This window comes from Serratia sp. B501 (assembly GCF_051172315.1).
GTDB classification, from domain to species: Bacteria; Pseudomonadota; Gammaproteobacteria; order Enterobacterales; family Enterobacteriaceae; genus Serratia; species Serratia ureilytica.
Map to the genome: position 1 here is coordinate 152,661 of NZ_JBPIZB010000007.1, position 19,979 is coordinate 172,639.

Genomic DNA, 19,979 nt, shown 5'->3' on the forward strand with positions numbered 1-19,979 from the left:
TGAACAGGCTCCAACATTGATGATGATACGATGACGAGAAAAATAACCTGGTTAACTGCTCTGGCCTTAGGCATCAGCACCCTGTCGCAGGCCGAAACCGCCACCGCGCCGACCGTGGCGGCCCAGCCGCCGATCGCTGCGGCGGCCGATACGGCGACCGCGCCGCAGGATCCGAATGCGCCGGTGCGCGATGTGTCGCTGCCGTTCGCGCAGATAGCGCCGCCGCCGGGCGCCTTTGTTCTGCGCGGCACCCGGCCGGACGGGCAGATCGAATTCGGCGTGCGCAGCGATGAGGTGGTCTCGCAGGCGATGCTCGACATGGAATTTACGCCGTCGCCGGCGCTGATCCCGGTGGAGTCGCACGTCAAAGTCTATCTCAACGACGAGCTGATGGGCGTGACCACGATCGCCAAGGAGCAGTTGGGCAAGCCCAATCGCATCCAGATGGCGATCGATCCGCGCTATATCACCGATTTTAACCGCGTCCGGCTGGTGTTCGTCGGCCATTATCAAAACATCTGCGAAAACCCGGCCAGCACCTCGCTGTGGCTCGACGTCAGCAAATCCAGCGCGCTGAAGCTGCGCTTCCAGACGCTGCCGGTGAAAAACGAGCTGTCGCACTTCCCTGAACCGTTCTTCGACAGCCGCGATAATCGGCCGCTGACGCTGCCGATGGTGTTCGCCGGCCAGCCGGATCTGGCCCAGCAGCGCGCGGCGGGCATTCTGGCCTCGTGGTTCGGCAGCAAGGCGCAATGGCGCGGGCAATCCTTCCCGGCGCTGTATAACGCGCTGCCGACGCAGCACGCGGTGGTGTTCGCCACCAATAAGCAGCGCCCGGATTTCCTGCGCGATTACCCGGCGGTCAACGGCCCGACGGTGGAGATGATCAGCCACCCCGACAATCCCTACGTCAAACTGCTGCTGATTCAGGGGCGTGACGACAACGATTTGATCACCGCGGTGAAAGGCATCGCGCAGGGCGACATTCTGTTCCGCGGCCAGAACGTGACGGTGGACAAGGTGGAACAGCTGGCGCCGCGCCAGCCTTACGACGCGCCGAACTGGGTGCGCACCGATCGGCCGATGACCTTCGCCGAACTGCAGCAATACGCCGAACAGCTGCAAACCAGCGGCATCGAGCCCGGCCCGATTTCATTGACCATGAACCTGCCGCCGGATCTGTTCCTGATCCGCAGCACCGGCATCGATATGCACCTCAAGTACCGTTATACCGCGCCGCGCATTCAGGACGGTTCGCGGCTGAGCGTCAGCCTGAACAACCAGTTCGTGCAGGCCTACTCGCTGGTGCCGGAACACGAACAGGGCGCACAGCTGCTGCGTTTGCCGTTGACGCAGGGGCTGCTCGATTCCGACAAAAACGTCAGCATTCCGGCGCTGCGGCTCGGGGCCACCAACCAGCTGCGCTTTGACTTCGATTACACCACGCTGCTGGCCAGCGGCGCGGAAGGGCGCTGCGAAACCTACTCCTTCACGCCAAACCACGCGGTGATTGACGGCGCGTCTACCATCGATTTCTCCGGCTACCGCCACTTTATGGCGATGCCGGACCTGCGCGCTTTCGCCAACGCCGGTTTCCCGTTCAGCCGCCTGGCGGATCTGTCGCAAACGCTGGTGTTGGTGAACCAGAAACCGCAGCCGGCGCAGGTCAGCGCGCTGCTGAACGCGCTCGGCGTGATCGGCGCGCAAACCGGTTATCCGGCGCTGGCCTTCACGCTGAGCGACGACTGGTCGCAGGCCAAGGATCGCGACGACGACATCCTGATGGTCGGCACCATTCCGCAGGCGCTGCGCGACGACAAGAAAATCAGTCTGCTGGTGGACGCGACCCAAAGCTGGGTGAAACAGCCGACGCGCCAACCGCCGCTGCCCAGCTCGGAAGTGCTGGCGGAGGACGCCAAGCCGGACAGCAAGACCACCGTCAGTTCCGAGGGGGCGATGTCGGCGATCATTGGCGTGCAGTCGCCGTTCAACGACCAGCGCAGCATCGTGGCGCTGTTGGCGGACAGCCCGCGCGGCTATGAGCTGCTGAACAATGCCCTGCTGGACAGCGGCAAGCGCGCCGCAGTGTTCGGCTCGGTGGCGGTGATCCGCGAATCGGGGGTCAACAGCCTGCGCGTCGGTGATGTTTACTATGTCGGCCACCTGCCTTGGTGGGAGCGGCTTTGGTATGCCCTCTCCACGCATCCGGTTCTGCTGGCGGTGCTCGCGGTGGTGCTGGTGGTGATCCTGGGGTTGATGCTGTGGCGCGGCCTGAAGGCCTTCAGCCGGCGGCGTCTGGCGCCTGAAGATCGGGATTGACGGCGGTGAACGCGATGCTGCAACGCCTGTCGCTCGGCATGCTGCTGCTGTGCGCTTTCAGCGCGGCGGCGGCCTGCGAATGGCCGGGCTGGCAACAGTACAAGCAGTTCTACATCAGCCCGCAGGGGCGGGTGATCGATCCGAGCAGCCCGAACAAAATCACCACGTCGGAGGGGCAGAGTTACGGCCTGTTCTTCGCCCTGGTGGCCAATGACCGGCCGACCTTCGACCAGCTGTTGACCTGGACGGAGAACAACCTGGCGGCGGGCGATCTCAGCGCCCGTTTACCCGCCTGGCTGTGGGGCGAGGGCGACGACAAGCAGTGGAAGGTGCTGGACGCCAACTCGGCGTCGGACGCCGATCTGTGGATCGCTTATAACCTGCTCGAAGCCGGCCGCCTGTGGAAAAGCCGGCGTTATCAAACCCTGGGGACGCTGCTGTTGCAGCGCATCGGCCGCGAGGAAGTGGCCGACATCCCCGGCCTGGGGCTGATGCTGCTGCCGGGCAAAGTCGGGTTCGTGGCGGAAGATCGCTGGCGGCTGAACCCCAGCTACCTGCCGCCGCAGCTGTTGACGCGTTTTGCGGCGCTGAACGGCCCGTGGCGCGCGATGCGCGAGATCAATCAGCGGCTGTGGTTGGAGACCGCGCCGCACGGCTTCTCGCCGGACTGGGTGGTATGGCGGGTCGGCGCCGGCTGGCAGCCGGACACCGTCAAGCCGAACGTCGGCAGCTACGACGCCATTCGGGTCTATCTGTGGGCCGGCATGCTGGCGGACGACGATGAACACAAGGCGGCGCTGCTCAAACGCTTCCAGCCGATGGCGCAGCTCACCGCCAGCCAGGGCGTGCCGCCGGAGAAAACCGATACCGCCAGCGGCAAAACCACCGGCGACGGCCCGGTCGGCTTTTCCGCCGCGATGTTGCCGATGTTGGCGACGCAGGCCGAGGCGCTGGCGACACAGCGGCAACGGATCGGCGAACACCCGCCGGGTGACGACGCCTATTTCAGCGCCTCGCTGACGCTGTTCGGCCAGGGGTGGGATCAACAACGTTATCGCTTTAATCGTCAGGGTGAATTGCAACCCTCGTGGGACGGCCAATGCACAACTTCAAAATAAACTGGCTGAATTTGATTCCGCTGAGTCTGGCGATGCTGCCGCAGGCGCGCGCTGCGGAGGCCGTGGCGCCGGAGCAGTGGCTGCTGGAGCAGGTGCGCATTGGCGAGGCCGGCAACAAGGACGATCTGGTGCGCCAATCGCTGTACCGGCTCGAACTGATGGATCCGAACAACCCGGACGTGATCGCCGCGCGCATGCGTTTGGCGCTGCGGCAGGGCAACATGGCGCTGGCGCAGCAGCAGTTGGACAAGCTGAAAACGCTCGCGCCGCAGTCCAGCGCTTATCGCCAGGCGCAAATGAACATGCTGCTGACCCAGCCGGAAACCCGGCAAAAGCTGCAGCAGGCGCGCCTGATGGCGACCGCCGGCCGGTTGCCGGAGGCCAAGGCGCAGTACGATGCGCTGTTCCACGGCGAGCCGCCGACGCTCGATCTGGCGGTGGAATACTGGCGGCTGGTGGCGCGTTTGCCGGGGCAGGAGGCGAAGGCGTTAAAGCAGCTGCAGGCGCTGGATCAGCAATATTCCGGCAACGCGGCGCTGCGCATGTCGCTGGCGCGCATGCTGTTCAGCCAGAACCAGGACGCGCAGGCCTATGAACTGCTGCAGAAGATCGCCGCCGATCCGGCCGGGCGCGGCGATGCCGCCGATCTGTGGCTGGACAAGGTCAAAGCGATGCCGGTCAGCGCGCAGAGCGTAGCGGCGCTCAACCGTTTCCTCGGCGTGTTCGACACCGGCGATCAGGCGACCAGCGCCCGTGAAGAGCTGGCCAGACAGCAGAAACTGTTGGCCGATCCGGCTTATCAGGCGCGGGTGCGCGGCCTGGCGCAGGTGGATAAAGGCGGCAGCCGGGCGGCCATTCCTGAGTTGCAAAAGGCGTTGGCGGCGACGCCGAACGACGCCGAGGTGCTGGGGGCGCTCGGCCAGGCCTACTCGCGCGCCGGTGACCGCCCGCAGGCGCTGAAGCTGTTTCGCCAGGCGCTGGCGGCCGACAAGAATGGCTACGGCAGCGGCAAATGGCAGAGCCTGATCAAGAGCACCGGCTACTGGCTGGCGATCGACGAGGGCGACAAAGCGCTCAAGGCCGGCAATCTCGCGCTGGCACGGCAGAAATATCAGCAGGCGCGCCAGCTCGACGACAGCAACGGCGACGCGTTTATCGGCCTGGGCGATGTGGCGGTGGCGAGCAAGGATGACGCCGCGGCGGAAGGGTTTTATCAGCAGGCGCTGCGGCGCGATCCCGGCAACGGCAGCGCGCTGCGCGGCCTGGTGAATATCTATCAGCGCCAGTCGCCGGAAAAAGCGCTGGCCTACCTTGACGGCCTGCCGCGCAGCCAGCAGGCCAAGCTGCGCAGCACTCTCGATGGGCTGCGGCTCGACAGGCTGAAACAGCAGGCGGAGACGCTGGCGCAGCAGCAACAGTGGCAGCAGGCAGCGGAAATCTATCGGCGCGCCCAGCCGTTGGCGCCCGACGATGTCTGGCTGACCTATCGCTATGCCCAGGCGCTGCGTCAGGCCGGGCAGCCGCAACAGGCGGACGCCTTATTCCGGCAGCTGACGCAGCGCCAGCACCCCAATCCGCAGCTGACCTACGCCTATGCGCTCTATCTTTCCGGCAGCGATCGCGACAGGCAGGCGCTGGCGCAGCTCAATACGCTGCCGGCGGCGCAGTGGAACGACAACATGCGCGAACTGGCGCAGCGGCTGAAAATGCAGGCGACGATCGCACATGCCGAAGGGCTGCGGGCGGCGGGTGACGAACCGGCGGCGGAAGCCTATCTGCGCCGGCAGCCGGCGGACACGCGCATCGATTTGCTGCTCGCCGACTGGGCGCTGGCGCGCGGGGAGTATGCGGCGGCGCTGGACGACTATCAGCGGGTGAAACGCCGTGAACCGAACAATCCGGATGCGCAGCTGGGCGAGATCGAAGCCTATGTGGCGCAGGGGGATCTGGACGCGGCGCGCCAGCGGCTGAAAACCGAACCGCAGCCGCAAGACGCTTCGCTCAACAGCCAACGGCGGGTCGCCAATGCTTGGGGCGCGGTGGGCGATGCGCAGCAGGCCGACGCGCTCTTCGGCCGGTTGAAAACGGCGGCGGCTTCAGAACCCGTCGGGCAGACCAAAGCGCTGATCTACCGCGACGCCGCCCGCCTGGAGCGGGCTCAGCAACAGCCGGAGCGGGCGCAGCAGGATTACCGCCAGGCGATGGTGGCCGGCGGCATCACGCCGACGCTGCCGCAGGACAATGACCGCTACACCTATTTGACGCGCAATAACCCGAACGACGACTGGCTGAAACGCGGCATCCGCTCCGATGCCGCTGATTTGTATCGGCAGCAGGACGTGAACGTCACGCTCGATCACGATTACTGGCGCTCGAGCGGCACCGGCGGCATTTCCGACTTCAACGCGCACGACACCATGCTGCAGGTGGATATGCCGCTGTATGACGGGCGCGCCTTCTTGCGCACCGACACCGTGCAGCTGGATGCCGGCCGCTTCTCGACCGACGGCAGCGGCAAATACTACGAAACCTTCGGCACCTGCCACACGCAAGGGTGCCGCGGCGATGAACACCAGAAAACCACCGGCACCAGCGTGGCGGCCGGTTGGAAAAACGATCGCTGGGCCGCCGATATCGGCACGACGCCGATGGGCTTCGAGGTGGTCGACTGGAGCGGCGGCCTGGCCTACAGCGGCGACTGGAACCACATCGGCTGGACGCTGGCGGCCTCGCGGCGGCCGATCTCCAGCTCGTTGCTGGCGTTTGGCGGCGCCAAGGATCCGAATACCGGCACTACCTGGGGCGGCGTGCGCGCCACCGGCGTCAGCCTGAGCGCCAGCTACGATCGCGGCGAGGCGAACGGCGTGTGGGCCGATCTCAGCGCGCACCAAATCACCGGCAAGAACGTGGCGGACAACCAGCGGCAGCGGTTGATGGCCGGCTATTACTACAAGGTGATCAACGAAGACAATCGCCGCCTGAGCGTTGGGCTCAATACCATGCTGTGGCACTACCAGAAAGACTTGAGTGGCTATTCGCTGGGACAGGGCGGCTATTACAGCCCGCAGCAATATCTGTCGCTGTCGCTGCCGGTCAACTATCGTCAGCGCACCGAGAACTGGTCGTGGGAGCTGGGCGGTTCGGTTTCGCTGTCGCATTCGAAAACCGACAGCCAGCGCCGTTATCCGCTGCAAGGCCTGATCCCGGATTCACTGCCCGATAAGTTCGCCGTCGAGGACGGCAGCGCCTCGAGCGGCGTCGGTTATACCCTGCGGGCGATCGTCGAACGCCGTCTCAGTTCGCACTGGACGCTCGGCGCGGGCATCGATATTCAGCAGGCGAAGAACTATACGCCGAGCCACGCGTTGATTTATCTGCGTTATTCCCTGGCCGGCTGGCAGGGGGACCTCGATTTACCGCCGCAGCCGCTGACGCCTTATGCCGACTTCAAGTAACCGGGAGGAGAGAGATTCGGAGTGTCGGACACCGGGGAGTTTTGTTACCCTGTGTCCGGGTCGTGTTTGTTCGCTCTAGGAAAAGACTGAAACCCGCGATTTTCTTGGTTATGCCTGCGGCATAGCCAGATAAAAACAGCCGATGATCGAGTATACTCAGCCCGGTTCGAGGGGGCGGGTGAGAGTCAGCCCCCTTTTTGTTTCAGCCCGATTTTACGGAGAGCAGGTTTGCGGGTCAGGCGTTCGTTAACGATTAAGCAGATGGCGACAGTGTCCGGCGTGGCGCTGGTCACGATCTGTATCTTTATCGTGATTCAGTTGTTCCATTTTGTGCAGCAGCGCAGGGATGACTACGCCCAGCAACTGGAGAATATCGCTCACTCCGTACGCCAGCCGCTGGCGGAAGCGGTGCTGCGCATGGACGTGCCGGAAGCCAAAAAGGTGCTGAATACGCTGTTGCCGGTCGGCATTCTGAGCCGGGCGGATATCGTCTTGCCGAACGAGTTTCAGGCGCTGCACGCCAATTTCCCGCCAGAGCGGCCGGTGCCGACGCTGATCGCCCGGCTGTTTGAGCTGCCTATCCAAATATCCGTGCCGCTCTATTCGCTGGAACGGGTGCCGGCCAACCAGCAGCCGCTGGCCTACCTGGTGCTGCAGGCCGATTCGTTCCGCATGTATCAGTTTATCCTCAGCATATTGTCGACCATGCTGTCGACCTACCTGCTGCTGGCGCTGATCCTGTCGGTGTCCATCACCTGGTGCATGAACCGGCTGATGGTGCATCCGCTGCGCGCGATGGCCAAAGAGCTGGAAAACATCTCGCAGGACGAAGCGCCTTATCACCAGCTGATGCTGCCGGCGCTGCACCAGGACGACGAGCTCGGCCTGCTGGTGCGCAACTACAACCGCAATCAACAGACGCTGGCCAAGGCGCATGCCGACATGAGCCGCCTGAGCACCTGCCACCCGGTGACTGAACTGCCCAACCCGGCCTTGCTGAACGCGTTGCTGGAACAGCATATCGCCTCAAGCCTGCGCCCCGAGCGTTTTAACCTGCTGGTGATCGGCATCGAGACGCTGCATGAAGCGTCGGGCGTGATGAGCCCGGCGATGCGCGAGGCATTGCTGTTGGCGCTGGCGAAGAAGCTGCGCGGCTGCATCGACGAAAACGGCGTGCTGGCACAGCTTAGCAATACCGAATTCGCCATCCTGGCCAAGGGCATCGAGCGGCCGTTCCACGCCATGCAGCTGGCGCGGCGCATCATGGCGGAGATCAACGCGCCGTTGACGCTGGAAGGCCTGGCGCTGCGGCCCAACGCCAGCATCGGCATCGCCCACTACCTCAATCAGGGGGAGAGCGCGGAACAGCTGCTGCGCAGCGCTACCTCGGCGATGATGTCCGCGCATCGCGAAGGGAAAAATCAGATCCTGTTCTTCGAACCCAGCCTGACGGAGCGCACGCAGAAACGATTGACGCAGGAGAGCGAGATCCTGCACGGCATTGAGCAGCGGCATTTCACGCTGTTCCTGCAGCCGCAGATCGACATGCAGTCCAACGAGGTGATTGGCGCAGAAGCGTTGCTGCGCTGGCAGCAGTACGACGGCAGCTATACCCTGCCGGCCGACGTCATTCCGCTCGCGGAAGAGCTGGGCGTGATTGTGCCGCTCGGCAACTGGGTGCTGGAAGAGTCCTGCCGTATCCTGGCGGACTGGCAGCAGCGCGGCATTGCGCTGCCGCTGGCGGTCAACGTTTCCGGCATTCAGATGCAGGACGAGGCGTTTGTTCCGCATCTGAAAAATCTGCTGGCGCAGTATCGGATCGATCCGCGCAAGCTGCTGCTGGAGATCACCGAGACGGTACGCATCGACGATCTCGACCGCGCGCTGGCGCTGCTGCGCGAGCTGCACGATCTGGGGCTGTCGATCGCGCTGGACGACTTCGGCATGGGCTACTCCAGCCTGGAGTACCTGAACCGGTTGAAATCCCTGCCGATCGATTTGATTAAAATCGACCGCAGTTTCATTCAGGGACTGCCGGCCGACGATGCGATGGTGCGCATCGTCAGTTCAATCTCTGAAGTGCTGGCGTTGCCGGTGATGGCCGAAGGCGTGGAAAACGCCGAGCAGCGCGACTGGCTGCTGAAGCATGGCATTCGCAGCGGGCAAGGGTTCCTGTTCGCTCGGCCGCTGCCGCGTGAAGCGTTCGAAACCGAGTTTTGCCGCGCGGCGCCGTGAGCGCCGCGTTACCTTTCCGGTACTTTTCCCCGTCCGAAAATTGCTATTCCCCTCATACCTCTTTTGCGTTAGTGCAAACAAAGGCTTACGCAATTTTCAGCTTTGCACCCGGACTGACGCGTTTCAGCTCTTAAATTCACATCAACCCTGAGGGGTGGGTGCAACAAATTATTTCCATGTTGTTAAGTGGGTGTTATTTTCCGCGCAAGCAATGAACAGGCTGGATTTTTAGACTGCCGCCTGGTGCGTGTCTTCCCCCCATAGGATGTTCATATGAAAACAACAATTTTTAAGAGCCTCTATTTTCAGGTGCTGACGGCGATCACGCTGGGTATCCTGCTTGGCCACTTCTACCCTGACCTCGGCGCCCAGATGAAACCCTTGGGTGATGGCTTCGTCAAATTGATCAAGATGATTATCGCCCCGGTGATTTTCTGCACCGTGGTGACCGGCATCGCCGGCATGGAAAGCATGAAGGCGGTGGGGCGCACCGGCGCCATCGCGCTGCTGTATTTTGAAATCGTCAGCACCCTCGCGCTGATTATCGGCCTGGTGATCGTAAACCTGGTGCAACCGGGCGCCGGCATGAACGTCGATCCCGGTACGCTGGACGCCAAAGCGGTGGCGATCTACGCCGAGCAAGCGCAGCAGCAGGGCATCATTCCGTTCCTGCTGGACATCATCCCCGGCAGCGTGATCGGCGCGTTCGCCAGCGGCAACATTCTTCAGGTGCTGCTGTTCGCGGTGCTGTTCGGCTTCGCCCTGCATCGTCTGGGCGACAAAGGGCAGCTGATCTACAACGTGATCGACAGCTTCTCGCGGGTGATTTTCGGCATCATCAACATGATCATGCGCCTGGCGCCGCTGGGGGCCTTCGGCGCCATGGCGTTTACCATCGGTAAATACGGCGTCGGTACGCTGGTGCAACTCGGCCAGCTGATCGTGTGCTTCTATATCACCTGCATCCTGTTCGTGGTGGTGGTGTTGGGCAGCATCGCCCGCGCCAACGGCTTCAGCATCTTCAAATTTGTCAACTACATCAAAGAAGAGCTGCTGATCGTGCTGGGGACCTCGTCGTCTGAATCCGCGCTGCCGCGCATGCTGGATAAAATGGAGAAGTTGGGCTGCAAGAAATCGGTGGTGGGTCTGGTGATCCCGACCGGATACTCCTTCAACCTGGACGGCACCTCTATCTACCTGACCATGGCCGCGGTGTTTATCGCGCAGGCGACCAACACCCACATGGATATCATGCATCAGATTACCCTGCTGGTGGTGTTGCTGCTCTCCTCCAAAGGGGCGGCGGGCGTGACCGGCAGCGGCTTTATCGTGTTGGCCGCCACCATCTCCGCCGTAGGCCACCTGCCGCTGGCCGGCCTGGCGCTGATCCTCGGCATCGACCGCTTTATGTCGGAAGCCCGCGCGCTGACCAACCTGGTGGGCAATGGCGTGGCGACCGTGGTCGTGGCCAAATGGTGTAATCAGCTGGATGAGAAGCAGCTGAAAGACACCCTGAACAACAAAAACGCCGGCGCGGACAAAACGCTGCCTTCCGCCTGATTTCGGCGGTAAATCACCGGCCGCATCCGCGGCCGGTGAGCTTCTTCCCCTGCCTCGTAACGATTTTTTGCATTAAAAACCCCGCAATCTATTATTTTTCACTCTAATGAGTGACATCCGCAAAGGCGCGCGGTCTAACACGGTGGTACACTTTCTGCTTTCCGCCCCACCGTGAAACTCAGGGCGTATTTTTATGATTCCATTGAATGGAATACACGCATTTGCATAAGAAATTGGATAGTCATTAAGTAGGGGTTCACATGCAGGGCACCAGAATTCATCTTATAGTTGGTGGGCTGCTACTGGCGGCAGCCAGTGGCAGCGTGCAGGCTGAAGCACTACAACCCGATCCTGCCTGGCAGCAGGGGGCGCTGGCCAACGGGTTTTCATGGCAGATTCTCGATACGCCGCAGCGGCCGAGCGACCGCGTGGAACTGCGGCTGATCGTCAATACCGGCTCTTTGGTGGAGTCTTCGCAGCAGACCGGCTTTGCCCACCTGCTGCCGCGGCTGGCGTTGACGCGCAGCGAAAGCTTCACGGCGCCGCAGCTGCGGGCGCTGTGGCAGCAGAGCGTAGATAACGAGCGGCCGCTGCCGCCGGCTATCATCTCGTACGATTTCACCATGTATAACCTCAGCTTGCCGAACAACCGGCCCGATCTGCTGAAAGAAGCGCTGGCCTGGCTGGCGGACACGACCGGCAAACTGGCGATCGACGAGCACACGGTGCACGCGGTGATGAATTCCAGCATCAATCCGGTCGGCACTTTCCCACCCAATACCAAAGACGCCTGGTGGCGTTACCGCCTGAAAGGCTCGACGCTGCTGGCGCACGATCCGGCGCAGCCGGCGAAACGGCCGGTCAACCTTGAGCAGTTGAAGAAATTCTATCAGCAGTGGTACACACCGGACGCCATGACGCTGTTCGTGGTCGGCAAGGTTGACAGCCGCAGCCTGGGCGAGCAGATCAACAAGGCCTTCTCGCCGCTGCAGGGCAAACGTGAAACTCCGGCTCCGATGCCGACCCTGACGCCGCTGCCGCAGCAGCCGGTGAGCCTGATCAGCGAGCAGGTGAAGCAGGATACGCTGTCGATCATGTGGGATTCGCCGTGGCATCCGATTCGCGATTCGCAAAGCCTGCTGCGCTACTGGCGTGGCGATCTCGCCCGCGAGGCGTTGTTCTGGCACCTCCAGCAGACGCTGGAAAAAAGCGACCAGAAAAACCTGCATTTGGGCTTTGACTGCCGCGTGCAGTACCAGCGCGGGCAGTGCGCCATCCACCTGGATACGCCGAACAACAATCTGAACGGCAGCCTGGGCTTCATTGCCCGCGAACTGGCCAACGTGCGAGACAACGGCCTGTCGAAAGAGGAATTCGATGCGCTGCTGGCGCAGAAAAACGATCAGCTGAGCAAGCTGTTCGCGACCTACGCCCGTACCGACACCGACGTGTTGATGAGCCAGCGTCTGCGGTCGCAGCAGAGCGGGGTGGTGGATATCGCGCCGGAACTGTACCAGAAGCTGCGCCAAGAGTTCCTGTCCAGCCTGACGCTGGAGACGCTGAATCAGGCGCTGAAGCTGCAGTTGTCTCAGGACGCGACGCTGGTGCTGATGCAGCCGAAGGGCGAGCCGGAAATGAGCATGAAGCAGCTGCAGGATACCTATAACGGCATCATGATGCCGCCGCCGGCGGTGGTGACGGAAGAAGCCAAACCGGCGGACACCGCAGTCGCTTCGCCGGCGACGGACGCCGCTGGCGCGCAGTAATTCGTGGCAGGGGGCTCAGGCCCCCTCAGTTGCGGTACAGCACCTTGATGATATGGTAACCGAACTGGGTTTTGACCGGGCCGTAAGGTTTGAGCAGCGGGATGCTGAACACCGCTTTATCGAACGCAGGCACCATTGTGCCTTTGTTGAATTCGCCCAGCGAGCCGCCGTTGCGTTTTGACGGGCAGCTCGAGTATTTGCGCGCCAGCGTGTCGAAGCTGACGCCGCGTTTCAGCTTGGCCAGCAGCTCGTTGGCCAGCTTTTCATTGTCTACCAGAATGTGCAGGGCGCACGCCGTTTTTGCCATGGTATTGCCTTTGTCGATGCGAAAATTGCGCTGATTATACCCGCTAAATCTCATCGGCGCTTTCTGCTACAATTCCCTTCCACGTTTTACAGTCGAGCAAGTCAGCGCCATGCGATTAAACCCCAGCCAACAACAAGCCGTCGAATTCGTTACCGGGCCCTGCCTGGTGTTGGCCGGTGCCGGTTCCGGCAAGACGCGCGTTATCACCAACAAGATAGCCCACCTGATCCACCACTGCGGCTATCAGGCGCGGCACATCGCCGCCGTGACTTTTACCAACAAAGCCGCGCGCGAGATGAAAGAGCGCGTGTCGCAAACCCTGGGACGCAAAGAGGCGCGTGGGCTGATGATTTCCACCTTCCACACCCTGGGGCTGGAGATCATCAAGCGGGAATATGTGGCGCTGGGCATGAAGTCCAACTTCTCGCTGTTCGACGACCAGGATCAGCTGGCGCTGTTGAAAGAGCTGACCGAAAAGTGGCTGGAAAGCGATAAGACGCTGGTGGCGCAGCTGATTTCGACCATCTCCAACTGGAAAAACGACCTGATCGATCCCCAGCGCGCGGCGGAGCTGGCGCGCTCGGAGCGCGACAAGCTGTTCGCCCACTGCTACGGCCTTTACCACGCCCATATGCGGGCGTGCAACGTACTGGACTTCGACGATTTGATCCTGTTGCCGACGCTGCTGCTGCAACGCAACGAAGAGGTGCGCGAACGCTGGCAGCAGCGCATCCGCTATCTGCTGGTGGATGAGTATCAGGATACCAACACCAGCCAATACGAGCTGGTGAAGCTGTTGGTGGGCCATCGCGCGCGCTTTACCGTGGTGGGCGACGACGACCAGTCGATTTACTCCTGGCGCGGCGCGCGGCCGCAGAACCTGGTGCTGCTGAAGGAAGATTTCCCGGCGCTGCAGGTGATCAAGCTGGAGCAAAACTACCGTTCCAGCGAGCGCATTTTGAAGGCGGCCAATATCCTGATCGCCAATAACCCGCACGTGTTTGAAAAACGGCTGTTTTCCGAGCTGGGGTATGGCGAAGAGCTGAAGGTGGTGACCGCCAACAACGAGGATCACGAAGCCGAGCGCGTGGTGGGGGAACTGATCGCCCACCACTTCGTGAAAAAAACCAACTACGGCGACTATGCGATTCTCTACCGTGGCAACCACCAGTCGCGGGTGTTTGAAAAGATGCTGATGCAGAACCGCATCCCGTACAAGATTTCCGGCGGCACGTCGTTCTTCTCTCGCCCCGAGATCAAGGATCTGCTGGCTTACCTGCGGGTGCTGACCAACCCGGACGACGACAGCGCCTTCCTGCGCATCGTCAATACCCCCAAGCGCGAGATCGGTCCGGCGACGCTGCAGAAGCTCGGCGAATGGGCCAACCAGCGCAACAAGAGTTTATTCCACGCCAGTTTCGATCTGGGGCTGAGCCAGCACTTGACCGGGCGCGGGCTGGAATCGCTCCAGCGCTTCACCCACTGGCTGGGCGGCATCGCCCAGCAGGCGGAGCGTGAGCCGGTGGCGGCGGTGCGCGATCTGATCCGCGGCGTGGATTATGAAAGCTGGCTGTTTGAAACCTCGACCAGTCCGAAGGCCGCCGAAATGCGGATGAAGAACGTCAATACGCTGTTCGGTTGGATGACGGAGATGCTGGAAGGCAACGATTTGGACGAGCCGATGACGCTGACCCAGGTCGTGACGCGTTTCACCCTGCGCGACATGATGGAGCGCGGTGAAAGCGAAGAGGAGCTGGATCAGGTGCAGCTGATGACGCTGCACGCTTCCAAAGGGTTGGAGTTCCCTTACGTGTTCCTGGTGGGCATGGAAGAGGGGCTGCTGCCGCACCAGAGCAGCATCGACGAAGACAATGTCGATGAAGAGCGGCGTCTGGCCTATGTGGGGATCACCCGCGCGCAAAAAGAGCTGATCTTCACCCTGTGCCGCGAACGCCGTCAGTACGGTGAGTTGGTGCGGCCGGAGCCGAGCCGATTCCTGCTGGAGCTGCCGCAGGACGATTTGGCGTGGGAAACCGAGCGCAAAGTGGTGAGCCCGCAGGAGCGGATGCAGAAGGGGCAGAGCCATCTGGCCAATATCCGCGCCCAGCTGGCCAAGGCCAAAGGCGGGAATTAAAAAGAAAGGGCGCTCATCGCGCCCTTGCTATTTCAACGTTGTTCTTCCAATCGTAGCGTCCAGTGGACGTAGCTCTGCCAGTGGCTTTCCTGCTCCAGCGCCTCGGCGCGCAGCGGATGCTGCTCCAGCCAACCCGGCGGCAAGATCACCGTCAGTTCATCGTCCTGATTGGCGCGTAAACGCACCGCCGGCAGCGTGTCGTCGCGGCGGCGGCTGGCGAAGATGATCGCCAGCCGCAAAATGCGGCACAGACGCTGCGCGGTGCGCGGCGGCAGGGCGTTTTGCTGGTTCAACAGCGACAGGTCGAGGGTGTTGCTCTGGTTTTGCAGCAGGGTGGCCAGCAGTTTTTTCTGCGCGGGGGTAAAGCCGGGTAAGTCCAGGTGGCGGATCAGGTAGGCGGCGTGTTGCGGCGCCTGCTTGAAATCGACGCTGAGGCCGAGTTCGTGGATCAGGCTGGCGCTGTGCAACAGCTCGCGACATCGCGCATCCAACTGCCACTCGTTGGCGACCTGCTGCGAGAAGTTGGCGGCGAGCTGGCTGACGCGCTCGGCCTGCTCGGTGTCGATCAGGTAGCGACGCTGCAGGTTGCGGATGGTGCGGATGCGAATATCCTGCTCCACCGGCAGATGCAGCATGCCGTAAACCAGGCCTTCACGCAGCGCCCCGCCGGCCAGCATCATGCTTTCGATGCCCAGCTCCTGGAAGATTGCCAGCAGAATGGACAGGCCGCTCGGGAAGACCAGCGCGCGTTCCAGCGTCAACCCTTCGATCTCCAGCTCTTCCAGCTTGCCGCACTGAATGGCCCGCTGTTTCAACTGGCGCAGCTTGGGCAGGGTGATGCGTTCATCCATGCCTTGCGCCACCATGATTTCCTGCAGCGCTTGTACGGTGCCGGAAGCGCCGACGCAGATTTGCCAACCGTGCTGGCGCAGCTGCGGCGCGATCGGCCGCACCATTTCGCGCGCGGCCTGTTCGGCGCGCTCGAAGTTTTCTTGCCCGAGGTTGCGATCGCTGAAGTAGCGCTCCAGCCAGGTGACGCAGCCCATCGACAGGCTGTACAGCTGCGATGCCTGTGCGCCGGTGCCGGTGACCAGTTCGGTGCTGCCGCCGCCGATATCGACGACCAGCCGCCGATCCGGCCCGCCGGTGGTGTGCGCGACGCCATGATAAATCAGCCGCGCTTCTTCTTCGCCGCTGATGACCTGCACCGGGCAGCCGAGGATTTGCTCGGCGGCCTGCAGGAACTCATCGGCGTTGGACGCCAGGCGCAAGGTGGCGGTGGCGACGACGCGGATCTGCTCGCGCGGGATGTCCTGCAGGCGTTCGGAGAACAGCCGCAGGCACTGCCAGCCGCGTTGCATGGCCTCATGCGACAGGTGATTGTGCTGATCCAGCCCGGCCGCCAGGCGCACCTTGCGCTTTATCCGCGCCAGAGTCTGAATGCTGCCGGCCACCTCGCGCACCACCAACATATGGAAGCTGTTGGAGCCGAGATCGATGGCAGCATAAAGCGTGCTGGAGCTGAGCATGGCGATCAGCTCGAGCGTTTACGGTTGCTGCGCGGCGCGCCGCCGCGACGTGGCGCGGAGTTGCGACGTGGGCCGTTGCCGCCGCGCGGACGCGACAGGCGCTTCGGCGCCGGCAGATCGGTCAGCAGCGCATCGCTGTTGTACTTGCTCACCGGAATGCTGTGATCGATATAGGTCTCGATCGCCGGCAGGTTGAGCGCGTACTCTTCACAAGCCAGGCTGATGGAGTGGCCGCTGGCGCCTGCTCGGCCGGTACGACCGATGCGGTGCACGTAGTCTTCGCAGTCGTCAGGCAGATCGTAGTTGAAGACGTGCGTGACGGCGGGAATGTGCAGACCGCGCGCGGCGACGTCGGTGGCGACCAGGATATCCAGATTGCCCTTGGTGAAGTCGTCGAGGATGCGCAGGCGTTTTTTCTGCGCCACGTCGCCGGTCAGCAGGCCGACGCGGTGACCGTCGGCGGCCAGGTGGCCCCAGATGTCTTCGCAGCGGTGCTTGGTGTTGGCGAAGATGATGGCGCGATCCGGCCACTCTTCTTCGATCAGCGTCTGCAGCAGACGCATTTTTTCTTCGTTGGACGGGTAGAACAGCTCTTCTTTAATGCGGTGGCCGGTTTTCTGTTCCGGTTCCACTTCAACATATTCGGCGTTGTTCATCTGCTCGAAGGCCAGTTCGCGTACGCGATAGGACAGCGTGGCGGAGAACAGCATGTTCAGGCGTTGATCGGCCGCAGGCATGCGGCGGAACAGCCAGCGGATGTCTTTGATAAAGCCGAGATCGTACATGCGATCGGCTTCATCCAGCACGACGACCTGCATCGCGCCGAGATCGACATAGTTCTGCTTGGTGTAATCGATTAAACGGCCGGTGGTGCCAATCAGAATGTCCACGCCGCTTTCCAGCACTTTCAGCTGTTTGTCGTAGCCGTCGCCGCCGTAGGCCAGGCCCAGCTTCAGGCCGGTGCTCTGGGAGAGGGCTTCCGCATCGGAGTGGATTTGCACCGCCAGTTCACGCGTAGGCGCCATGATCAAGGCGCGCGGCTGATTGGTCTGGCGATCCTGTTTCGCCGGGTGGGTCAGCAAATAGTGAAAAGTAGACGCCAAAAACGCCAGCGTCTTTCCGGTACCGGTTTGCGCCTGACCTGCAACGTCACGCCCGGAGAGCGTGAGCGGCAATGCTAACGCCTGGATGGGCGTGCAATTGTGAAACCCTTTTTTCTCAAGGGCTTCAAGGACTAACGGGTGCAGGGCGAAGTCGGAAAACTTCTGTTCGGTCAAGTGTGTTTTGCTCATAGTGTGGTAGAATATCAGCTAACTATTGCTTTACGAAAGCACATCCGTTGAAATAAACGCGGTGCAATAAAATCACCTTGAGTTGGTTAATGCTACACCAACAAGGTAGACATAATCCTGTGGAGTAGAACATGAGCGATAAAATTATTCACCTGACTGACAGCAGCTTCGAAGCTGACGTGCTGAAAGCGGAAGGGCCGATCCTGGTCGATTTCTGGGCTGAATGGTGTGGGCCGTGCAAGATGATTGCTCCGATTCTGGATGAGATTGCCGAAGAGTTCGAAGGCAAACTGACCATCACCAAGCTGAATATCGATCAGAACCCGGCTACCGCGCCTAAGTACGGTATCCGTGGCATCCCTACGCTGTTGCTGTTCAAGAACGGTGAAGTGGCCGCGACCAAGGTTGGCGCGTTGTCCAAAGGTCAGCTCAAAGATTTCCTGAACGCGAATCTGTAATCGGGCGGGAAGCCCAGTATCAGGCGCCTGGCGGTGATGTTCAATTCACCGCTAGACGCCTGCCAAGAAGCGTGTTAAGTTTAACCACACTGCATATAGAACTTGCCCGAAGTTTTAAATCTAAAGAGTTTGAATCTAAAGCTATACTCTGTGTCGAACCACCGGCGTTGAAAGTAAACTGAACTCAACCCGTGTTTTGGCAATCAAACGGTTTTGCAAAAATCATTTTTAAGGTACCTTCGATCTTCAACCGTCAATGCGTGCGCCCGATGTAAGCCATTTCTTACCGCGACGGCTCTGCGCCCGGTGATCGAACGTCCAGTAAACAGGCACGCATCTCGCTGCCATACCATTCACGATACAAGTTCGAGACATACCCCGAGTTTAAGAACCCACCACTATGAATCTTACCGAATTAAAGAATACGCCGGTTTCTGAGCTGATTACTCTCGGCGAAAATATGGGGCTGGAAAACCTTGCCCGCATGCGCAAGCAGGACATCATCTTCTCCATTCTGAAGCAACATGCGAAAAGCGGAGAAGATATCTTCGGCGACGGCGTGCTCGAGATATTGCAGGATGGATTCGGTTTCCTCCGCTCTGGAGACAGTTCCTACCTCGCCGGTCCCGACGACATCTACGTATCCCCTAGCCAAATCCGCCGCTTCAACCTCCGCACAGGTGACACCATTTCCGGTAAGATTCGTCCGCCAAAAGAAGGCGAACGCTATTTTGCCCTGCTGAAAGTCAACGAAGTCAACTACGACAAGCCGGAAAACGCCCGCAGCAAGATCCTGTTCGAGAACTTGACGCCGCTGCACGCCAATTCCCGTCTGCGGATGGAGCGCGGCAACGGCTCGACCGAAGACTTGACGGCGCGCGTACTGGATCTGGCGGCGCCAATTGGCCGCGGCCAGCGTGGCCTGATCGTGGCACCGCCGAAAGCCGGTAAAACCATGCTGCTGCAGAACATCGCGCAGAGCATCGCCTACAATCACCCAGACTGCGTGCTGATGGTGCTGCTGATCGACGAACGTCCGGAAGAAGTGACCGAGATGCAGCGCCTGGTGAAAGGCGAAGTGATCGCATCGACCTTCGACGAGCCGGCTTCGCGTCACGTGCAAGTGGCCGAAATGGTGATCGAGAAGGCCAAGCGCCTGGTTGAGCACAAAAAAGACGTGATCATTCTGCTCGACTCCATCACCCGTCTGGCGCGCGCCTACAACACCGTGGTGCCGGCTTCGGGCAAGGTGCTGACCGGTGGTGTGGACGCCAACGCCCTGCATCGTCCGAAGCGCTTCTTCGGTGCGGCGCGTAACGTGGAAGAGGGCGGCAGCCTGACCATCATCGCGACCGCGCTGGTTGATACCGGTTCGAAGATGGACGAAGTGATCTACGAAGAATTTAAAGGTACCGGCAACATGGAATTGCATCTGGCGCGTAAAATCGCCGAGAAACGCGTATTCCCGGCTATCGATTACAACCGCTCCGGTACCCGTAAAGAAGAGCTGCTCACCACCTCTGAAGAGCTGCAAAAAATGTGGATCCTGCGCAAAATCATTCATCCGATGGGTGAAATCGACGCGATGGAGTTCCTCATTAATAAGTTGGCGATGACTAAAACCAACGATGAATTCTTCGATATGATGAAACGCTCATAATTCGTTAAAAAATTCGCTGAACGCCACGCCTAGTCGTGGCGTTTTTCGCTTTTGGCGGATACGATAAGTAGCAGTAATGGAAAAGTAAGTTGTTTCCTCGACTTATTGAGAATTCATCTTGTTTGTCGGTCGGTTTCGCGCCGGTC

General features: G+C 61.1%; 12 protein-coding genes. 9 read left to right on the forward strand and 3 right to left on the reverse strand.

Going from position 1 to position 19,979, the window contains the following annotated elements; genetic code table 11:
- Positions 1-30 precede the first annotated feature (30 nt).
- The 6 genes from bcsB (at position 31) to ACSBQV_RS19795 (ending at position 12,453) form a co-directional block, all read left to right on the forward strand.
- Positions 31-2,319 (forward strand): cellulose biosynthesis cyclic di-GMP-binding regulatory protein BcsB, encoded by a 2,289-nt coding sequence (bcsB, locus tag ACSBQV_RS19770; protein WP_099817863.1) that lies wholly within the window; start codon positions 31-33, stop codon positions 2,317-2,319.
- Positions 2,320-2,324: 5 nt separating this feature from the next.
- Positions 2,325-3,437 carry a cellulose synthase complex periplasmic endoglucanase BcsZ gene (bcsZ, locus tag ACSBQV_RS19775; RefSeq protein ID WP_099782494.1) on the forward strand — a complete coding sequence of 371 codons (1,113 nt, stop codon included), beginning with the start codon at positions 2,325-2,327 and terminating at the stop codon, positions 3,435-3,437.
- The gene (gene bcsC, locus ACSBQV_RS19780; protein ID WP_099782466.1) at positions 3,419-6,892 is read left to right on the forward strand and encodes a cellulose synthase complex outer membrane protein BcsC; all 3,474 of its coding nucleotides are present in this window, start codon (positions 3,419-3,421) and stop codon (positions 6,890-6,892) included. The genes bcsZ and bcsC overlap by 19 nt, the downstream gene beginning before the upstream one ends.
- 228 nt (positions 6,893-7,120) lie before the next feature.
- Positions 7,121-9,127: a biofilm formation regulator HmsP gene (gene hmsP, locus ACSBQV_RS19785; RefSeq protein WP_206746836.1), complete on the forward strand. Its 2,007-nt coding sequence runs from the start codon at positions 7,121-7,123 to the stop codon at positions 9,125-9,127.
- 273 nt (positions 9,128-9,400) lie between these two features.
- The gene (locus ACSBQV_RS19790; RefSeq protein WP_047025966.1) at positions 9,401-10,687 is read left to right on the forward strand and encodes a dicarboxylate/amino acid:cation symporter; all 1,287 of its coding nucleotides are present in this window, start codon (positions 9,401-9,403) and stop codon (positions 10,685-10,687) included.
- Positions 10,688-10,947: 260 nt separating this feature from the next.
- Positions 10,948-12,453, forward strand: a complete 1,506-nt coding sequence (locus ACSBQV_RS19795) for a M16 family metallopeptidase (RefSeq protein WP_033645048.1) — start codon at positions 10,948-10,950, stop codon at positions 12,451-12,453.
- A 25-nt stretch (positions 12,454-12,478) separates the two neighbouring features.
- Here ACSBQV_RS19795 and ppiC read toward each other — a convergent pair whose 3' ends face one another.
- On the reverse strand, positions 12,479-12,760 hold the full coding sequence (gene ppiC, locus ACSBQV_RS19800) for a peptidylprolyl isomerase PpiC (RefSeq protein ID WP_099782493.1): 282 nt from the start codon (positions 12,758-12,760) through the stop codon (positions 12,479-12,481).
- A 109-nt stretch (positions 12,761-12,869) separates the two neighbouring features.
- Here ppiC and rep point away from each other — a divergent pair, with 109 nt between their 5' ends.
- The gene (gene rep / locus ACSBQV_RS19805) at positions 12,870-14,894 is read left to right on the forward strand and encodes a DNA helicase Rep (protein WP_033645047.1); all 2,025 of its coding nucleotides are present in this window, start codon (positions 12,870-12,872) and stop codon (positions 14,892-14,894) included.
- 32 nt (positions 14,895-14,926) lie between these two features.
- On the opposite strand, the gene ppx is transcribed toward rep, so the two are convergent.
- Positions 14,927-16,423 carry an exopolyphosphatase gene (ppx, locus tag ACSBQV_RS19810; RefSeq protein ID WP_099782464.1) on the reverse strand — a complete coding sequence of 499 codons (1,497 nt, stop codon included), beginning with the start codon at positions 16,421-16,423 and terminating at the stop codon, positions 14,927-14,929.
- A 5-nt stretch (positions 16,424-16,428) separates the two neighbouring features.
- On the reverse strand, positions 16,429-17,715 hold the full coding sequence (gene rhlB / locus ACSBQV_RS19815; RefSeq protein WP_033645045.1) for an ATP-dependent RNA helicase RhlB: 1,287 nt from the start codon (positions 17,713-17,715) through the stop codon (positions 16,429-16,431).
- A gap of 131 nt (positions 17,716-17,846) precedes the next feature.
- Between rhlB and trxA the strand changes: the two genes are divergently transcribed.
- Both trxA and rho read left to right on the forward strand, forming a co-directional pair.
- Positions 17,847-18,173, forward strand: a complete 327-nt coding sequence (gene trxA, locus ACSBQV_RS19820) for a thioredoxin TrxA (protein ID WP_004934187.1) — start codon at positions 17,847-17,849, stop codon at positions 18,171-18,173.
- Between the two features lie 400 nt (positions 18,174-18,573).
- On the forward strand, positions 18,574-19,833 hold the full coding sequence (gene rho, locus ACSBQV_RS19825; protein ID WP_004934188.1) for a transcription termination factor Rho: 1,260 nt from the start codon (positions 18,574-18,576) through the stop codon (positions 19,831-19,833).
- The last annotated feature ends 146 nt before the right edge of the window (positions 19,834-19,979 follow it).